Here is a 19,057-nt window from a genome sequence, read left to right on the forward strand (position 1 = left end):
CTCATAACTTGATTCTTATGCTTGAACACATTGACACTTCCCTGATTGACTGGTCGAGAGCCCAATTTGCCTTGACCGCCATCTATCACTGGATTTTTGTGCCGCTGACACTGGGCTTGGCGGTAATTATGGGCATCATGGAGACGGCTTACTACCGCACGGGTGACACGTTCTGGAAACGTACCGCCAAGTTCTGGATGAAGATTTTCGGTATCAACTTTGCCATTGGTGTGGCAACCGGCATCATTCTGGAATTTGAATTCGGTACGAATTGGAGTAATTACAGCTGGTTTGTGGGCGACATCTTCGGTGCGCCGCTTGCCATCGAGGGTATTTTGGCTTTCTTTATGGAAGCAACGTTTATCGCCGTCATGTTCTTCGGCTGGGATAAGGTGAGCAAGCGTTTTCACCTGGCATCCACCTGGCTCACGGGGCTGGGCGCCACGATTTCCGCCTGGTGGATTCTGGTTGCCAATGCGTGGATGCAGAATCCCGTGGGCATGGAATTCAATCCCGATACGGCACGCAACGAGATGGTGGACTTCTGGGCTGTGGCCACTTCGCCGATGGCTGTCAACAAGTTCTTCCATAGTGTGCTGTCCGGCTGGGTGCTGGCTGCCGTGTTTGTAGTGGGCGTAAGCTGCTGGTATCTGTGAAGAAGCGCGAGAAGAAATTTGCGCTGGCCAGTGTCAGGATTGCCGCATGGGTAGGTCTGTGCGCCGCCGTGCTCTCTGCCTGGACGGGCGATGGCTCGGGCTATCAGGTGGCGCAAAAGCAGCCGATGAAGCTTGCCGCCATGGAAGGATATTATGAAGGGCAGCAGGGTGCGGGGCTGGTAGCCTTCGGTCTGCTGAATCCTGCCAAGCAGACGCCGCAGGATGGGGTAGACCCGTTCCTCTTCCGTGTGGAAATCCCCAAGATGCTGTCGTTGCTTGCCGAGCGCAAGACGGATGCTTTTGTTCCCGGCATCAATGACCTGCTGAAAGGCGGTTATCCGTTGAAGGACGGCAGCGTGGCGCTTTCGGCAGAAGAGAAAATAGAAAAAGGAAAAACGGCCATCAGTGCGTTTGCCGCCTATCGTGCAGCCAAGGCTGCGGGCAATGAGGCGGATGCAGAGGTGGCTGCCCGGGTGCTGAAGGAGAATGTAGCCTATTTCGGTTACGGTTATATCAAGGACGTGAACGAGCTGGTGCCCAATGTGCCGCTGACGTTCTACATGTTCCGTGTGATGGTGATGCTGGGTGGATACTTCATCCTCTTCTTTATTGTGGTGCTGTTTCTGGCCTATAAGAAAGACCTGTCGCAGATGCCGTGGATGCATTGGGTGGCTATGCTCACCATTCCGCTGGGCTATCTGGCCGGACAAGCCGGATGGGTGGTTGCCGAGTGTGGTCGCCAGCCGTGGGCCATCCAGGACATGCTGCCCACGAGTGCCGCCATCTCCAGGCTGGATGTAGGCTCCGTGCAGACCACGTTCTTTATTTTCCTGGTGCTTTTCACTGTCATGCTGATTGCCGAGGTGGGAATTATGCTGAAGGCAATCCGCAAAGGACCGGAACAATTGACAATTGACAATTGACAATTGACAATTGATAATTGATGATTGATGGTTGATTATCAATCACTAATAACTAATAACTCATAACTCACAATGAATGCTTACATATTTCTTCAACACTATTGGTGGTTTGTAGTCTCCTTGCTGGGAGCACTGCTGGTATTCCTGCTGTTCGTGCAGGGAGGTAATTCGCTTCTGTTCTGTCTGGGGAAGACGGAGGAGCAGAAGAAGATAATGATTAATTCTACGGGACGGAAGTGGGAGTTCACGTTTACAACGCTCGTCACGTTTGGAGGCGCGTTCTTTGCTTCGTTTCCGTTGTTCTATAGCACCAGTTTCGGAGGGGCCTATTGGTTGTGGATGATTATTCTGTTCAGCTTCGTGTTGCAGGCTGTCAGCTACGAGTTCCAGTCGAAGGCGGGAAATCTGCTGGGCAAGACAACGTATCGCACATTCCTGGTGATAAACGGAGTAGTAGGTCCGGTATTGCTGGGTGGGGCGGTTGCTACGTTCTTCACGGGGTCTGACTTCTATATCAATAAAGGGAATATCGCAGATGCGGCAATGCCGGTTATCAGCCAATGGGCTAACGGCTGGCATGGGTTGGATGCGCTACTTAATCCGTGGAATGTGGTGCTTGGTTTGGCTGTGTTCTTCCTGGCACGTATCTTGGGAGCGCTTTATTTTATTAATAATATCAATGAGGATGATTTGGTGAGACGCTGCCGCCGGGCACTCTGGGGAAATACGGTGTTGTTCCTGGTATTCTTCCTGGCCTTCGTCATCCGCACGCTGCTTGCCGACGGCTATGCTGTACGTCCGGAAACGGGAGAGGTGTTTATGGAACCCTACAAGTATCTGACGAACTTCCTGCAGATGCCGGTAGTGCTGCTTGTGTTCCTGGCGGGTGTGGTGGCTGTGCTCTGGGGCATTATCCGCACGCTGTGGAAGCCGGCATTCGACAAGGGCATCTGGTTTGCCGGTGCAGGGACGGTGCTTACGGTATTGGCACTGCTGCTTGTGGCAGGCTATAACAATACGGCCTATTATCCTTCTACCCACGACCTGCAAAGCTCGCTGACGTTGGCAAACAGTTGCTCGAGCCAGTTCACACTGAAGGTTATGGCTTATGTCTCTATCCTTGTTCCTTTCGTTCTTGCCTACATCTTCTACGCTTGGCGCAGCATCGACAATCGCAAGATTGATGCGAAGGAGATGGAAGAGGGAGGACACGCGTATTAATTAAAAATTAAGAATTAAAAATTAAAGGAGGGTGTCAGAACTCTCTTCATACTTTCTTTGAGGCGCGGATTACGCGGAATAACGCGGATTTTATAAACTAAATCCGTGAAATCCGCGTAATCCGCGCCTGATATTATGACATTATGAAAGTGCTTATGTACTCTTTTTATTTTGTTACCCGCTTCTCATTTAGCTGGAATTTGGGTACCAGTTTCATCAATCGTAGAATCTGTCCTTGCCTTTTCTTTATGTAAGGGGAGGGGTGTGCTGAGTCGAAGCGTATGGGGTTGGGCAATGTTGCCGCTATCAGTGCGCACTGTCCGGCAGAGAGCTTGGCGGCGGTGGTCTTGAACTTGTATCGGGCGGCGGCTTGTGCACCATAGATGCCTTTCCCCATTTCGATGGAGTTAAGATAGACCTCCATGATACGTTCTTTGGACCAGAAGAATTCTATCAGTACGGTGAAGTAGACTTCCAGTCCTTTGCGTACCCAGGAAGACTGGGGCCATAGGAATACATTCTTTGCCGTCTGCTGGCTGATGGTGCTTGCGCCCCGTTTCCGTTTTCTTGTTTCATTCTCCTTTATCGCTTTCTGTATCTCGATGAAATCGAATCCGTTGTGTGTGGCAAACCGGTTGTCTTCCGAGGCAATGACGGCCATAGGCAGGTGAGGGGATATCTTGTCGGAAGATACCCAAGTGTGGTGCCAGCGCGGACTTTCACCTTTGAAGACCTGCTGCACGCTGCGGATAACCATCAGTGGCGTGATGTAGACGGGTACAAAACGATAAGCCACTACCGCCAGGATAGTGGAAATAAAGAAGAATAATATGATGTTGCGGAGAAACCGCAAAGGCTTCGGGAGTTTCATGGAGAGAGGATTGGAATTTATGGGTTCACCGCAGACAACACAGATGTAAATGTGTCAAAATGCACCACAGATTACACGGATTAACACAGAATGAGCTTAATCTACTGATAATCAAAGATGCTTATCTGTGCAAATCTGTGTAATCTGTGGTGAACCCGCTAAATTATCATTTAATTAGCCGCCTCCGCATTCTTAATCATCTGTTCGCTGGCATACATATATACCTCTACGCGCCGGTTCTGGTCGCAGTCTTGGATTCGTCGTATTCGTTGTATCCCACGCCTTCCACTTTCTTGAACTGGGATGGAGACACACCGCAATCCTGCAAATAGTTCTCTACGGCATAGGCGCGGTTCTTGGAAACTTTCATGTTGGCTTCGTAAGTACCACCTTGTCGGTATGGCCGATGATGGCGATATCCGTTGTAGGGTCTTCCTTCAGAATCTGTGCAAGTTCGCGCAGGGAAGCCTTTGCCTCGTTGCTCAGTGCGGCAGAGTTGAAGCCGAACAGAATACCTGCCGCAAAGGATACTTTGACAGCCGGCAAGCCGTTGGCATCCGTCACCTGCTCCACTTGGGCGCCTTCAATCTTGGCGGCTTCGGCAGCCTTCTTGTCCATCTTGTGTCCGATGGCAACACCGGCACCCGTACCTACTGCAGCACCTACCGCAGCACCGATGGCTGCCCCCTTGCCTTTACCTATCAGCCCGCCGATAATGGCACCTGCTGCAGCGCCGGAACCACCACCTATTATTCCACCTTTGGCCTTGTTGTTCATTGTGCCGCAACTGCCCAGCAGCAATGCGCTGCACAAAAGCAATACTGTAAATTTCATTTTCTTCATAACTCTTTTCTTTTAAAGGTTGATTTTATCTTTGATGTTACAAATTTATGTATTAATAACCATATTTGGCTTCCTAAAGTTCGTTGGTTGTGTCCTTTTTTAGAGAATTTTCCTTTTAATGTGGACGAACCAGGCGGTCAGGATGATGCCTTTGGCAACGGTCGTTCCGCTCACCGCCCACCAGATGGCATCCACTCCCATACCCATGTGCACCAGCAGTAACGCCACCGGAATGCGCATGTAATTGCATCCGATGCTGACAATGGCAGGCGGCACTGTCCGTCCCAGTCCGTAGAACACGCCTTGCATGGTGATTTCCATCATCATGAACATTTGCGAATAGCCGTCGATGCGGAGGTAGTCGCCGCCCACACGGTAGGCTTCGGCCTCGGGCACGAAGATGGAGAACACCTCGCTGCCGAAGAAGATGAAAAGCAGCGAGCAGAGGCTTCCGAATACGCCCGTCATCCATAGGGTGGTGCGCCATGCCTGCTTCACGCGCGACTTCTGCCCGGCGGCATAGTTCTGGGCGATGAACGTGCTCAGCCCCGTGGAGAATCCTTGCGAAGTGTTCCAGGTGATGGCCTCGATTTGTCCGCCGGTGGTGAATGCCATTAGTCCGATGTGTCCTCCCTGCTCCGAGGCGGTGCGCGAGAGGAACATGTTGACGAAGGCAAATAGCGTGTTCAGCGTAGCCACGGGCAACCCGAGCTTGAAGATGCGCCGGGTGTACTTCTTTTTCAGCGGGACGATAAAGGAGAAACCTCCGAGCACGGCGTTTTTCCCCCGGAGCTTGTAGACGAAGATGCCGAATACGGTAGCTTCGGAAAGCCATGTGGCAAGTGCCGCGCCCACCGTTCCCCAACCGAAGCCGAAGATGAACAGAGGGTCGAGGACGATGTTCATTATCAGTCCCGTCCCGCTGATGTAGAACGGAATCTTGCTTCGCCCTGCCGCGTTGTAGATGCCCGTGAAGGCGGCGGAAAGAAAGATGAACGGCAGTCCTGTCGACACGATGCGCAGGTAGGTCACGGCGTTGTCCGTGATGTGCCGTGCCAGTTCGAAGATGTCCAGGATGGGGCGGGCGAAAAAAAACAATACCCCTCCCCAGCAAAGGGAGATGAGCAGGGCAATCGTAATGTTGTGCGAAGCAAAGCTGCGTGCGTCCTCTTCGCTGCGTGCACCGATGGACTGGCCTACGCTGACTTCGGCGCCCACCTTGTTCAGCAAGGCGATGGAGCCGGACATCCACGTCAGTATGCCTACCGCGCCAACTGCAGCTACGGACTCACTGCCCAGACGTCCTACCCATGCCATGTCCGTCAGGCTGTAGGCCATCTGGATGAACGAGGTGGCCATGATGGGCATGGCCAGCGTAAAGAGCTGGCGGTTGATGGAGCCTTGTGTCAGATTCTTTGTTCCTTGCACGTTGACAGTTTTTTAGGTAAACAATGTATTATTCATCCCCTTTTCCGCTTTCTGCGGAGGCGGTGGCGGCGTTTCTGCTTGTACTTGCGTATCTTGGCATATACCAGCCAGATGAAGAGCAGGCCGAAGACGGCGAAGATGAGCAGCACGATGCCCGTGTTGAGATTGTCGCCTTTCACGCGGCTCCACATCTCGAGCACCAGTTCCGTGCGGTCGCCGAAGTCGCGTATCATGGCGCAGCGCTCCACTACGCGGCGGTCGGGGTACTGGACCGGGTCTATCTGCAGGCTGTCGGCTCCGGGCAGGGGGCCGAAGAAGTAGCCGAGGTCGGAGTGCACGTCGAGCGTGGTGTCGGTCTTGGCCTCCATGATTTCCGGTGTGGCCACGGCGCTGACGTAGCCGATGGCATCCATGTTGCGCAGTGCCACGGAAGGCTGGCAGAGGTAGTTGATGAAATAGCTTGCCGCCTTCACGTTGCGGGCGTAGCGGGGGATTACCCAGCCGTCGTACCAGATGTTGCTGCCTTCGCGGGGGACGGTGTAGTCCAGTTCCACACCCACGGCATCGGCCTCCTCGATGGCCCAGACGGCGTCGCCGCTCCAGGTGAAGTTAATCCACGCCTTGTTCTTGGTCATCATTTCCTTGCCGAAGTCGGCTTCCCAGCCGGCAATGTTGGGTTTCATCTCCTTGAGGCGTTGCTCGGCCAGGGCGATGGCCTGCGGGGAGTTGTCGTTCATCAGTTGCTCTACGGTGACGGTGCTGTCGGCCAGCTCCCGGGCGTGGGCGTAGATGATGGCAGTGCCGTAGGCATCGCGGTAGCTGTCCTTCATCAGTATTTTGCCGCGGTTCTTGGGGTCCCAGAGGATGTCCCATGTGCCGGCCTCTTCGGTGGTAATGAACTTTTTGTTGAAGAGGATGCCGGCGGTACCCCACATGTAGGGCACGGCATAGTCCTCGGTCTGGCGTTCCGGTTGCGAGGTCTTGTTCAGCTCGTGGCGGATGTAGGGCGACACGTTGGGGATGTAGTCAGGCGTGCGGCCGAAGTTGCGGTCGATGGGTAGCAGGAGGTCTTTGCGGAGCATGCGCTCGATGATGTACTCCGAGGGGCATACGACGTCGAAGTCCTCGTGCCCGCGCTCAATTTTGGTGAGCATGATTTCGTTGATATCGAATACCTGGTAGATGATACGGAGGTCTTCGCCCGTCTGCTGCTTGTACCAGTCGGGGAATTCGGCAAGCACATCTTCGTCGATGTAGTCCGCCCAGTTGTATATCTTCAGTACACGGCTGCGCTCTTCTGTAGAGTTGCCACAAGAGGAGAGGGAGGCGATACAGCACAGTAGAATCAGTATGTTTATTATCCTTTTCATCATCTTGTTCTTGACAGTTGATAACTTATAACTCATCACTCACATCAATCGTTTTTCGTCCGTTCGGCCCGTTTGTTGATTACAATCAGCAGCACCAGCACCGTCACGAAGATGATGGTGGAGAGTGGCCGCAGTTCCGGCGTCAGCCCACCCTTGCGCGCATCGGCGTAGATGTAGGTGGAGAGCGTTTCCAGCCCCTGGTTGCCGATGGTGAAGATGGTCACGGCAAAGTCGTCGATGGAGAGCGTGAAAGCAAGGATGAATCCGCTTATCATACCCGGAAATATCTCCGGAAGAATCACCTTGCGCAGTGCCTGGAACGGTGTGGCGCCCAGGTCGAGTGCCGCCTCGTAGACGTTCTGGTTCATCTTCTTGAGCCGGGGCATCACGCTGAGCACCACGTAGGGCGTGCAGAAGGTGATGTGTGCCAGTACCACCGTGGTGAATCCTTGCGATATGCCGAAGCTGACGAACAGCAGGAACAGCGACACACCGGTGATAATGTCTGCATTCATCATCGGGATGGCATTGGCGAAGTTCATTACCTGCCGTGTGCGCGAGCGCAGATTGAAGATGCCGATAGCTGCAATGCTGCCCAGCGCCGTACTGGCGGTGGCGGCAAGCAGGGCAATGGCAAATGTGTTCCAGATGGCATTCATCAGCGAGTGGTGCATCCCGCCCGTGAACAGCGAGCTGTACAGCTTGGTGGAGAACCCCGTCCAGTTGCCCAGCACCTTTGCCTCCGTGAAGGAGAATATCATAATTATCAGGATAGGCGAGTAGAGCAACGCCAGCAGCAGCCACAAGTAGCCGCGGGTCAAGATTCGTGTCATCATATCACACCTCCGCTTTCATTCGATGCCCCGTCCTCCTCGTTGGTAAAGAGGATGGTGATGCCTATCAGCAGCAGCATGATGAGCGAGAGGGCGGCACCGTAGTTCCACATTCCGTTGTAAATATTCTCTTGCACCGTGGTGCCGAACAGCTTGATGTTGTTCATCGTCAGCAACTCGGCAATGGCAAAGGTAGATACCGTAGGCATGAATACCATCACTATACCACTCATCACTCCCGGCATGGAGAGCGGCAGAATCACCTTGCCGAATACGCGGGTAGGGGAGGCTCCCAAGTCCTGCGCGGCCTCAATCAGATTGTGGTCCATCTTCTGAAGGGTGTTGTAAATGGGGTATATCATGAACGGCAGGAAATTGTAGACCATACCGAACACAAGGGCGCCTTCGCCCAGCGGCAGGTTCAGGAAGTCGAACAGTGCTACTGTGGCAAGCGTACGTATCAAGATATTCACCCACATGGGGAGGATGAACAGCACCACCATGGTGCGTGAGGTGTTGAATTGCTTCTGGCTCAGGATATACGCCGCCGGATAGCCCAGCAGCAGGCAGACCAGCGTGGTGATGACGGCTATTCCGATGGAGTAGACAAACGTGTTCATCGCTTCGGGGTGCATCATGAACTTACGGAAGTTGGCCAGCGTAAACGCTCCTCCGTCGTCCGTAAAGGCGTAGAGCACGATGAGCAGTAGCGGTACTATGACAAATACAAGCAGAAACAGCGCGTAGGGTACCGTCCAGTTGCGCCGGCGCATAAAGAAATGGGATAACTTATTGAGCACTTCCTTCCTTATTAAGAGATTGAACAATCCGTATATTTTGAGGGGCGATGGTGATACCTACGCGGTCGCCGTCGTCCCACACGTCGTTGGTGTCTACAAAGATGTCTTCGTCCCAGTCCGTAAACACGGTCAGGTGGTAATGGTTTCCTTTGTAGAGGATGAATTTCACTTCACCCGTCAGACGACCGTCCTCTTCGTTGTCCTCGAGGATGACGTGCTGGAAGTCCACTTCCACCTGTACGTTGCTGCCCGGTTCGATGCCTTGCACGGCAGGCACTCGAAGTTGCAGCCCAGGAACTCTACATGTGTCTCGTCCACCAGCTTTCCTTCGAAGGTGTTGCAGGTGCGTTCCTTCTTCATCACGTGGATGTCGAAGGGCTTCACCAGCAGGCCCACTTCGCGTCCTGCCTCGAAGGCATGGTAGTCCTGCACCATCAGCTCGTAGCCTTCGCGCGTCTGCACCAGCATTTCGTAGTGCACACCTTTGAAGATGCAGCTGGTTACGGTGCCCGTCAGCTGTGCGGCGTCGGATACGTCGAAGATGTAGATGTCTTCGGGGCGAATCACTACGTCCACCTGCATCTGCTCGCCAAATCCCGTGTCCACGCATTCAAATTCGTGTCCGCAGAAGGTGACGGCTTTATCCTTTATCATGACTCCGTTCAAGATGTTGCTTTCGCCGATGAAGTCTGCTACGAAGGAGTTGATGGGCTCGTTGTAGATGTCCGTCGGCACGCCTATCTGCTGGATGCGTCCTTCGCTCATCACGACGATGGTATCACTCAAGGTCAGTGCCTCTTCCTGGTCGTGGGTGACGTAGACGAAAGTGATGCCCAGCTTCTGGTGCATCTCCTTCAGTTCCATCTGCATGTCCTTGCGCATCTTGAGGTCCAGGGCGGCAAGGGGCTCGTCCAGCAGCAGCACTTCGGGTTCGTTGACGATGGCTCGGGCAATGGCTACGCGCTGTTGCTGCCCGCCGGAGAGGGAGTCCACGTCGCGGTCCTCATAGTCCGTCATGCCCACCATGCGCAGGGCTTGCTTCACCTTCTTCTCGATGGTGGCACCGGGCAGCTTCTTCAGCTTCAGCCCGAAGGCAATGTTGTTGAACACGTTGAGGTGGGGGAAGAGGGCGTACTTCTGGAACACGGTGTTCACCGGACGCTTGTGCGGCGGTGTCTGTGTGATGTCCTTTCCGGCAATGGTGATTACTCCTTCCGAGGCTGTCTGAAAGCCTGCAATGAGGCGCAACAGTGTTGTCTTTCCGCAGCCGGACGGTCCCAATATTGTTACAAACTCGCCCTTACGGACAGACAAATTCACATCATTCAGCACGGCCTTGTCTCCGAAGAATTTCGATACGTGCTCCACACCGATGATGCAATCGGACTTTTGCATAAGCGTCTTTTACTTTATCCAAACGAATTAAACAAATCTCAGAAGAAAGCTGAAATAAAATAAAAACAGTTTCTCAGACTTTCAAAAAAGCGAGTGCAAAGTTACATAATTTATCGGGATTTTTCGCCTTACTCTAAAATTCATTATTCCTATGAAGTTAAAATAATAAGTAATACCTTTGCTGGCAGTATTGATATTAAAAAAACTATTGCATGATGGAAAAGAAAATAGTACTCATCACCGGAGCCTCCTCGGGAATAGGGGAAGGCTGCGCGCGTAAATTTGCCATGAACGGTTACCGGCTTATACTCAATGGCCGTAATGTGGAGAAACTGAATGCTGTAAAGAAAGAATTGTGGGAGAAATATGGAGCCGATGTGTATCTGCTTCCTTTCGATGTCCGCGACCGGCAGGCTGCCCGTGCCGCCCTCGAATCCCTTCCGGAGGAATGGAAGGCGATAGACATACTGGTGAACAATGCCGGACTCGTCATCGGTGTGGACAAGGAACATGAAGGCAACCTGGATGAATGGGACATCGTCATCGACACTAACGTGAAAGCCTTGCTTGCCATGACCCGCCTCGTGGTTCCCGGTATGGTGGAGCGTGGCCGTGGCCACGTCATCAACATGGGGTCCATTGCCGGAGATTACGCCTATCCGGGCGGCAGTGTGTACTGTGCCTGCAAGGCCGCCGTCAAGGCCCTTTCCGACGGGCTCCGCATCGACCTGGTGGATACCCCGGTACGCGTGACGAACATCAAGCCCGGGTTGGTGGAAACCAATTTCTCCGTCGTCCGTTTCCGTGGCAACCGGGAGGCGGCCGATAATGTATATAAAGGTATACGCCCGCTGACCGGCGACGATATAGCCGAAGTGGTCTATTTCGCCGCTGCCGTCCCCGAGCATATCCAGATTGCGGAAGTGCTGGTGATGCCTGCCAACCAGGCCACGGGGACAATTGTCAGCCGGAAATAGAATTTGTATAAGGATATGATAAAATGATACTATTTTATCTTCGGGGAAACGCCTACATTTGCGCACTGCTAAATGAATATAGAATCTAAACAAGAAAAGCATGAATTTCAAGAAACGAACAAATTTCCTACTTGGAGCACTGCTGCTGACTGGCAGCATGTTGGCTCAAAACGTATGTGTATCCACTCCGAAAACCTCTTTGGTGCTTTCGGCTCCTGAAGGCGGTACACTGAGACACTTGTATTATGGTAACAGACTTTCTGAAGCCGACTTGCAGAATATTGCCACGACAGAAGCGGCCCATACGGCCTATCCCGAATATGGATTGAACGCTCCCGTGGAGACGGCCCTCGCTGTGAAGCATGCCGACGGTAACATGACCCTCCAGCTCGAAGTGCTGAACGTGACTACCGGGAAGGAAGGGAATGCCGTGACGACCGTCGTGGCGCTGAAGGACAAGGTGTATCCCTTCTTCGTCAACGTCTGTTACCGTGCCTGGCAGGATGCCGACGTGATAGAATCCTGGACTGAAATCTCCCATCAGGAGAAGAAGCCGGTGGTGCTCAACCAGTTTGCCTCCGGCTATCTGCATCCGCCGTGGCGATGTGTGGCTGTCCCATCTCTCCGGCTCCTGGGCCAATGAAGGGGCTTTGACGCAGGAACCTCTCACTCCGGGCATGAAGGTCATCAAGAATAAGGATGGTGTGCGCAATTCCCATACCGACCATGCCGAAGTGATGTTCTCCCTTGACGGCCGTCCGCAGGAGAACACGGGTAACGTGATTGGCGCAGCCCTCTGTTACAGCGGCAACTACAAGCTTCGCATTGAGACGCACGATGATGAATACCACCATTTCTTTGCCGGAATCAACGAAGAGAACTCTACTTATTCCTTGAAGAAGGACGAGCTTTTCCGTACTCCCGAACTTGCCCTGACTTATAGTAATGAAGGATTGAGTGGCGGCAGCCGTAACTTCCATCGCTGGGCACGCCTGCACAAGCTGGCGCACGGCACTACCCCCCGCAAGATTCTTTTGAATAGTTGGGAAGGCGTGTACTTCGACATCAACCAGCAAGGTATGGACCAAATGATGGCGGACATCGCTCCATGGGCGGCGAGTTGTTCGTGATGGACGACGGCTGGTTCGGCGACAAGTATCCCCGTAAGAACGACAGCTCATCGCTCGGCGACTGGGTGGTGGACAAGAACAAGCTGCCTAACGGTGTCAAGGGGCTGCTGAGTGATGCCAAGAAGCACGGCATCAAGTTCGGCATCTGGATTGAACCGGAGATGGCGAACACCACCAGCGAACTCTACGAACAGCATCCCGACTGGGTGCTCAAAGCTCCCGAACGCGACCTCGTGCTGGGACGCGGCGGCACGCAAGTGGTGCTCGACCTTGCCAACCCTGCCGTGCAGGACTTTATCTTTAAAGTGGTGGACGACTTGATGGTGGCTTATCCTGAGATAGATTACATCAAGTGGGATGCCAATATGTCTGTTATGAACCATGGCTCCCAATACTTGACTAAGGACAATCAAAGCCACCTGTACATCGAGTATCACCGTGGCTTTGAAAAGGTGTGCCAGCGCATCCGTGCCAAATATCCCGACCTCACCATCCAGCATGCGCCAGTGGCGGTGGTCGTGCCAACTATGGAGTGCTGCCTTACTTCGACGAGTTCTGGGTGAGCGACAATACCGATGCCCTTCAGCGTGTCTACATGCAGTGGGGAACTTCCTATTTCTTCCCTGCCATCGCCATGGCATCGCACATCAGTGCTGCTCCCAATCATCAGACATTCCGCACCATTCCTCTGAAATATCGGATAGACGTTGCCATGAGTGGCCGCCTGGGCATGGAAATCCAGCCCAAGAACATGACGGAAGAAGAAAAGGCGCTTTGCAAGAATGCCATTGCCGAGTACAAGACCATCCGTCCCGTGGTGCAGTTGGGCGACATCTACCGCCTGCTTTCTCCTTATGACAAGCAGGGAGCGGCTTCGCTGATGTACGTGGCTCCGGAGAAGGATAAGGCTGTCTTCTACTGGTGGAAAACAGAACACTTCTGCAACCAGCACCTGCCGCGTGTGAAGATGGCAGGGCTCTGTGCCGACAAGCAATATCGGGTGCATGAGCTGAACCGTATAGATAATGTTCCCTTGAACTACGAAGGAAAGACTTTCAGCGGTGCCTATCTCATGGCGAACGGACTGGAGATTCCTTACACACATAAGGTGGACTACCACAAGCAGAACGACTATTCAAGCCGTGTGCTTTATCTGGAAGAGGTGAAATGACGTGAATAAAGTTGAGGTTTAGCCGCGTAAAGTTGAGGTTTAGCCGCGTAAAGTAGAGGTTTAGCCGCGTAAAGTAGAGGTTTAGCGGCGTAAAGGTGAGGTTGATGGGTACAGTGGTACAGTGGTCCTTCTGCCTCACACACACACGCATGTATATAAGTAATGTACGCGTTTATATATATACGCAGGCGTGTGTGTGTGAGGCAGAAGGACCACTGTACCCACTGTACCCATGTTTGGATGCCTCACCTTTTCTTTTCGTATCTTTTTTTGAGGGGGAGACTGTCCGAAAACTCTGCAGCAGCTTTCTTTTTGATAATTTTTCAGACGCAGATGACAAGTTGCCGCATTCTGCCTGAAAAGGGGAGGTGGCAGACACTTTTATCTTGGGTTCAACAGTACGCATTCGTTTTGAATTATGCTAGTATTTGATTATTAATATTTCAACTTGAAATGCCCTTGCTTCGATTTGCCCACTAAAGTTCGCAAATTTATTTTTGTTAATCTATTACCTGTAATATGGTCTGTATGGGAATAAAAGTAAGCTGATATACAACAAAAAAAGGAGACTACTATGTAATCTCCTTTAGTGAACCGCTTGGGGCTCGAACCCAAGACCCCAACATTAAAAGTGTTGTGCTCTACCTGCTGAGCTAGCGATTCAATCCTTCATTGCTGTTAAGCGGGTGCAAAGATAAATACTTTTTTGGATATTGCAAAATAATATCATCTTTTTTCTTATCTTTGTCCCCATTAATCCTTGATATTAATCATTAATCACTGAACATTAATCATTAAATACATGGCAACAGTAGACGATAAAAAGATTATCTTTTCTATGGTTGGGCTGAATAAAACCATTCAGCAGAACAACAAGCAGGTACTGAAGAACATTTACCTCTCATTTTTCTACGGGGCAAAAATCGGTATCATCGGTCTGAACGGTTCGGGTAAATCGACCCTGCTGAAGATTATCGCCGGATTGGATAAGTCCTATCAGGGCGAAGTGGTGTTCTCGCCGGGATATTCCGTGGGGTATCTGGCTCAGGAACCGTACCTCGACCCCACTAAGACTGTAAAGGAAATTGTTATGGAAGGCGTGCAGCCCATTGTGGACGCGCTGGCAGAATACGAGGAAATCAACCAGAAGTTCGGCTTGCCCGAATATTATGAGGACCAGGACAAGATGGACAAGCTCTTCTCCCGCCAGGCCGAATTGCAGGACATCATCGACGCGACCGATGCCTGGAATCTCGACAGCAAGCTGGAACGCGCCATGGATGCTCTCCGTTGTCCGCCCGAAGACCAGTCCGTGGAACATCTTTCCGGTGGTGAACGCCGCCGTGTGGCCCTCTGCCGACTGCTGTTGCAGAAGCCCGATGTGCTCCTCCTTGACGAGCCTACCAACCACCTCGATGCCGAATCCATCGATTGGTTGGAACAACACTTGCAGCAGTACGAAGGTACGGTGATTGCCGTAACGCACGATCGCTACTTCCTCGACCACGTGGCAGGCTGGATTCTTGAGCTGGACCGTGGTGAAGGCATTCCCTGGAAGGGTAACTACTCCAGCTGGCTGGAACAGAAGACCAAGCGTATGGAGCAGGAGGAAAAGACCGCCAGCAAGCGCCGCAAGACGCTGGAACGCGAGCTGGAGTGGGTGCGTATGGCTCCCAAGGCCCGCCAGGCAAAGGGAAAGGCGCGTCTGAACTCCTACGACAAATTGCTGAACGAGGACGTGAAGGAGAAGGAAGAGAAGCTGGAAATCTTTATTCCGAACGGTCCCCGTCTGGGGAATAAAGTGATTGAGGCCAAGCATGTGGCAAAGGCGTTCGGCGACAAACTGCTGTTCGATGACCTCAACTTCATGCTTCCGCCCAACGGAATCGTGGGCATCATCGGGCCTAACGGTGCCGGTAAGACCACGCTTTTCCGTCTTATTATGGGGCTGGAAAAGGCAGACAAGGGCGAGTTTGAGGTAGGGGAGACCGTAAAGGTGGCCTACGTGGACCAGCAGCACAAGGATATTGACCCCAACAAGAGCGTATATCAGGTCATTTCCGGCGGAAACGACCTAATCCGCATGGGTGGACGCGACATCAATGCACGCGCCTATCTGTCCCGTTTCAACTTCTCCGGCGCCGACCAGGAAAAACTCTGCGGAGTGCTTTCCGGTGGTGAGCGCAACCGCCTGCACCTGGCGCTCTGCCTGAAGGAAGAAGGTAATGTGCTTCTTCTCGATGAGCCTACCAACGACATCGATGTGAACACGCTTCGCGCCCTTGAAGAAGGTTTGGAAGACTTTGCCGGATGTGCCGTGGTCATCAGTCACGACCGTTGGTTCCTTGACCGTATCTGTACGCACATCCTTGCTTTTGAAGGAGATTCCAATGTGTTCTTCTTTGAGGGCTCTTATTCCGAATATGAGGAAAATAAACAGAAACGTCTTGGAAAAGAAGAACCCACCCGTGTACGTTATAGAAAGCTCATGAATGACTGATTTTAGTGCGAATTTGAAAGTGTATTCTTTTACTTGTTGACAATATGAAAGCCCTGCTGTGGAATGCAGGGCTTTTTTTTGTTTGAAAATATCTCAAAAAAACCTTTGTAACCTCAAAAAATGTAACATTAATATAACACGAGTCTCATTTTTATTAGTTATATTTGCGACTTAAAACATAAATTAATGTTTAATTAACACTATCTATTAACAAAAAACAGAATTATGAGAAAACATCTAATTCAATTCCTGTTGGTTGCAGTGTTGTCGGTATTCAGTGCCGCTGCATTTGCTCAGACTACAGTGAGAGGTCAGCTTGTTGATTCAGAAACGGGTGAACCGTTAGTGGGTGCCGCCGTCATGGTGGAAGGTACTACACAAGGATCGGTGACCGACATTGATGGCTACTTCAAGCAAAGCGTTGCCTCGAATGCGACATTGCTATTCAAGTATGTGGGTTATAAGGACCAGAAGAAGAAGATTACGCAAAAGGGCGCTTCTGTGGATTTGGGTGCTATCCAGATGGAGCCGGATGCGGTGATGCTGAAGGACGTAGTGATTACATCGTCAGTGGCGGTTGCCCGTAAGACTCCGGTAGCTCTTTCTACAGTTGATCCGGTGTTTATAGAAGAAAAGTTGGGAACTCAGGAGTTTCCTGAAATCCTGAAATCCACTCCGGGTGTACATGCCAACAAGCAGGGAGGTGGCTATGGTGATTCTGAAATATATATGCGTGGTTTCGGCCAAGAAAACGTGGCTGTCATGGTAAATGGTGTGCCTGTAAACGATATGGAATGGGGTGGCATCTATTGGAGTAACTGGCAGGGGCTTTCTGATGTGACTCGTACTATGCAGACACAGCGCGGATTGGGTGCAAGCAAGGTGTCAGCGCCTTCAGTGGGCGGTACTATAAATATTGTAACGAAAGGGCTTGAATCAAAGAAAGGCGGAAATATTTCATATGCTATGGGTAATGACGGTATGAATAAAGTTCAATTCTCTTTGTCTACCGGATTGACTAAAAATGGTTGGGCTTTGACGATACTCGGTGCCAGAAATTGGGGTGATGGATATATTCAAGGAACAAAATATGAAGGCTATAACTGGTTTGTGAATGTGGCCAAGCGTATCAATGACAACCATCAATTGCAACTTATGGCTACCGGTGCTCCGCAACATCATGACCAACGTGACCGTGGAGCTGGTTTGACTATTGCCGATTGGAAGATGGCCGAACAAACATACGGCATTGACAATAATAAATACAACCCTTCATTTGGTTATCGTAAGAATGGAGAGGCTTATAATGCTAATCATAACTTCTATCATAAGCCTCAAATCAGTTTGAATCATCAATGGGAGATTAATCGTAAATCATCGCTTTCTACATCTGCCTATGTTTCAATCGGTCGTGGTGGCGGTTATAGCGGACAAGGAAATAGCGAATTTTCTCCTTATAGCTATTCTTCATGGAATGGTGCTTACAAAGGTAGCCTGAATACTACTTTCCGCCGCCCGGATGGAACTTTCGATTATGCGGCTATTGAGGATTACAATGCTGCCAGTGAGTATGGTTCCGCTATGGTTATGTCTGAGTCGAAAAATGAGCATGAATGGTATGGTTTGCTTTCTACCTATACGACTAAGTTTAATGAGAACTTGGATTTCTATGGTGGTGTGGACTTCCGTTACTATAAAGGTACTCATACCAATGTGATTTCCGACCTTTTTGGCGGTGAGTATTATATGGATAATGTAGACCGTGTAAAGGTGAAAGCTGAAAATAATATTGCAGCTGCTGATCCTATGTGGAAATATGAGAAATTAGGAGTAGGGGATGTGGTTTATCGTGACTATGATGGGCATGTATTGTCAGAAGGTGCTTTCTTCCAATTGGAATATAATAAAAATAAACTTTCTACATTTGTGGCAGGTTCGCTTTCAAATACCGGTTATTGGCGTGTAGACCGATTCTATTATGACAAGGCACACGAAAAATCTGAGACGGTAAATTTCCTTGGTTTTACAGTCAAAGGAGGTGCTAACTACAATCTGACAGAGAATCATAACGTATTCTTCAATACTGGATTTATCAGCCGTGCGCCCAAATTCTCTTATGGTGCGTTTATGACTGCTACTAGTAGCAATGCTATTAATCCTGATGCGGTGAATGAAAAAGTATTCTCGGCTGAATTGGGTTATGGGTATCGCAGCCGTATGCTGACAGCTAATCTTAACCTCTATTATACCAAATGGATGGATAAGACAATGACTTCTGGAACAGACTTGGGTTATACACGCGCTAATATCAATATGGCAGGTGTAGACGCTATTCATATGGGGGCTGAGTTAGATGTGAAATTTAAGCCTACTCGTTGGATGGAACTTACCGGTATGTTCTCTTACGGTGACTGGAAGTGGGCAAGCAATGCCAAAGGATATTTCTATTCAGAACAAGGTGGTCAACCTCTTGACAAGAATGGAAATGTGACAGACTTGATGGGACCTGACCACGCATGGGCTATCATCAATATGGATGGTGTGCGTGTAGGAGGTTCGGCACAAACTACGGCAGCTCTCGGCTTGAATGTAAATGTGAACAAAGACATTCGTGTAGGTGCCGATTGGACTTACTATGGTCGTAACTATTCTTATTATGCAGTGGACGGTTCATTACTTAGTACTAATAAGGAAAATGTATTGGATGATCCTTGGAAGATTCCGGCAGCAAGCCAGATAGACTTGAATGCTTCTTGGAAATTTAAGATTGGTGGACTGGATGCTATATTCTCTGGTAATGTAAATAACTTGTTGAACTATCAGTATATCGGAAAGGCTTGGAATCCTAAAGGCAAGCTTGCCACAGACGAAAATGTGTACGTATTTTATAATCATGGCCGTACATACAGCCTCCGCTTGAAAGTTAGTTTCTAATTACG

Annotated in this window: 9 protein-coding genes, 1 tRNA gene and 4 pseudogenes; 6 read left to right on the top strand and 8 right to left on the bottom strand. The window is 50.9% G+C overall.

What is annotated here, in order from left to right:
• The first annotated feature begins 17 nt into the window (after window positions 1-17).
• Window positions 18-1,579, top strand: a pseudogene (locus tag JCM16496_RS05960) (cytochrome ubiquinol oxidase subunit I).
• A gap of 72 nt (window positions 1,580-1,651) precedes the next feature.
• The gene (locus JCM16496_RS05965) at window positions 1,652-2,800 is read left to right on the top strand and encodes a cytochrome d ubiquinol oxidase subunit II (protein ID WP_025833011.1); all 1,149 of its coding nucleotides are present in this window, start codon (window positions 1,652-1,654) and stop codon (window positions 2,798-2,800) included.
• A 166-nt stretch (window positions 2,801-2,966) separates the two neighbouring features.
• Here the strand turns inward: JCM16496_RS05965 and mtgA are convergent, their stop codons facing one another.
• From mtgA to JCM16496_RS06000, 7 genes and pseudogenes are all read right to left on the bottom strand, one after another.
• Window positions 2,967-3,671 carry a monofunctional biosynthetic peptidoglycan transglycosylase gene (gene mtgA, locus JCM16496_RS05970; RefSeq protein WP_025833013.1) on the bottom strand — a complete coding sequence of 235 codons (705 nt, stop codon included), beginning with the start codon at window positions 3,669-3,671 and terminating at the stop codon, window positions 2,967-2,969.
• A 170-nt stretch (window positions 3,672-3,841) separates the two neighbouring features.
• A pseudogene (locus tag JCM16496_RS05975) lies at window positions 3,842-4,514 on the bottom strand (OmpA family protein).
• Between the two features lie 99 nt (window positions 4,515-4,613).
• The gene (locus JCM16496_RS05980; RefSeq protein WP_025833014.1) at window positions 4,614-5,942 is read right to left on the bottom strand and encodes an MATE family efflux transporter; all 1,329 of its coding nucleotides are present in this window, start codon (window positions 5,940-5,942) and stop codon (window positions 4,614-4,616) included.
• A gap of 32 nt (window positions 5,943-5,974) precedes the next feature.
• Window positions 5,975-7,348 (bottom strand): ABC transporter substrate-binding protein, encoded by a 1,374-nt coding sequence (locus JCM16496_RS05985; protein ID WP_128809470.1) that lies wholly within the window; start codon window positions 7,346-7,348, stop codon window positions 5,975-5,977.
• Between the two features lie 8 nt (window positions 7,349-7,356).
• Window positions 7,357-8,148 carry an ABC transporter permease gene (locus tag JCM16496_RS05990; RefSeq protein ID WP_005828082.1) on the bottom strand — a complete coding sequence of 264 codons (792 nt, stop codon included), beginning with the start codon at window positions 8,146-8,148 and terminating at the stop codon, window positions 7,357-7,359.
• Window positions 8,145-8,918, bottom strand: coding sequence for an ABC transporter permease (locus JCM16496_RS05995; RefSeq protein WP_005828083.1), 774 nt, complete (start codon window positions 8,916-8,918; stop codon window positions 8,145-8,147). The genes JCM16496_RS05990 and JCM16496_RS05995 overlap by 4 nt, the downstream gene beginning before the upstream one ends.
• 16 nt (window positions 8,919-8,934) lie before the next feature.
• A pseudogene (locus JCM16496_RS06000) lies at window positions 8,935-10,340 on the bottom strand (polyamine ABC transporter ATP-binding protein).
• Between the two features lie 215 nt (window positions 10,341-10,555).
• Here JCM16496_RS06000 and JCM16496_RS06005 point away from each other — a divergent pair.
• Together JCM16496_RS06005 and JCM16496_RS21470 are read left to right on the top strand one after the other, a co-directional pair.
• The gene (locus JCM16496_RS06005; protein WP_025833016.1) at window positions 10,556-11,317 is read left to right on the top strand and encodes an SDR family oxidoreductase; all 762 of its coding nucleotides are present in this window, start codon (window positions 10,556-10,558) and stop codon (window positions 11,315-11,317) included.
• Window positions 11,318-11,417: 100 nt separating this feature from the next.
• A pseudogene (locus tag JCM16496_RS21470) lies at window positions 11,418-13,618 on the top strand (alpha-galactosidase).
• A 590-nt stretch (window positions 13,619-14,208) separates the two neighbouring features.
• Here the strand turns inward: JCM16496_RS21470 and JCM16496_RS06030 are convergent.
• Window positions 14,209-14,281: transfer RNA gene (locus tag JCM16496_RS06030), tRNA-Lys, on the bottom strand.
• 139 nt (window positions 14,282-14,420) lie between these two features.
• On the opposite strand from JCM16496_RS06030, the gene ettA reads away from it, so the two are divergent.
• Together ettA and JCM16496_RS06040 are read left to right on the top strand one after the other, a co-directional pair.
• Entirely contained in the window at window positions 14,421-16,118 is a 1,698-nt protein-coding gene (gene ettA, locus JCM16496_RS06035) for an energy-dependent translational throttle protein EttA (RefSeq protein ID WP_005828098.1), read from the top strand.
• 225 nt (window positions 16,119-16,343) lie between these two features.
• Window positions 16,344-19,052 carry a TonB-dependent receptor gene (locus JCM16496_RS06040; protein WP_025833024.1) on the top strand — a complete coding sequence of 903 codons (2,709 nt, stop codon included), beginning with the start codon at window positions 16,344-16,346 and terminating at the stop codon, window positions 19,050-19,052.
• Window positions 19,053-19,057: the final 5 nt, after the last annotated feature.

Origin of the sequence: Bacteroides rodentium JCM 16496 (assembly GCF_000614125.1) — a bacterium.
In the GTDB taxonomy this organism is placed as follows: Bacteria; Bacteroidota; Bacteroidia; order Bacteroidales; family Bacteroidaceae; genus Bacteroides; species Bacteroides rodentium.

What these genes read in the sequence shown, in the direction of transcription:
- JCM16496_RS05985 (WP_128809470.1), bottom strand. Translation starts at nt 7,348, where the DNA reads ATGAGTTATAAGTTATCAACTGTCAAGAACAAGATGATGAAAAGGATA.
- JCM16496_RS06005 (WP_025833016.1), top strand. Translation starts at nt 10,556, where the DNA reads ATGGAAAAGAAAATAGTACTCATCACCGGAGCCTCCTCGGGAATAGGG.
- JCM16496_RS05965 (WP_025833011.1), top strand. Translation starts at nt 1,652, where the DNA reads ATGAATGCTTACATATTTCTTCAACACTATTGGTGGTTTGTAGTCTCC.
- JCM16496_RS05990 (WP_005828082.1), bottom strand. Translation starts at nt 8,148, where the DNA reads ATGATGACACGAATCTTGACCCGCGGCTACTTGTGGCTGCTGCTGGCG.
- JCM16496_RS06040 (WP_025833024.1), top strand. Translation starts at nt 16,344, where the DNA reads ATGAGAAAACATCTAATTCAATTCCTGTTGGTTGCAGTGTTGTCGGTA.
- JCM16496_RS05995 (WP_005828083.1), bottom strand. Translation starts at nt 8,918, where the DNA reads ATGCGCCGGCGCAACTGGACGGTACCCTACGCGCTGTTTCTGCTTGTA.
- ettA (WP_005828098.1), top strand. Translation starts at nt 14,421, where the DNA reads ATGGCAACAGTAGACGATAAAAAGATTATCTTTTCTATGGTTGGGCTG.
- mtgA (WP_025833013.1), bottom strand. Translation starts at nt 3,671, where the DNA reads ATGAAACTCCCGAAGCCTTTGCGGTTTCTCCGCAACATCATATTATTC.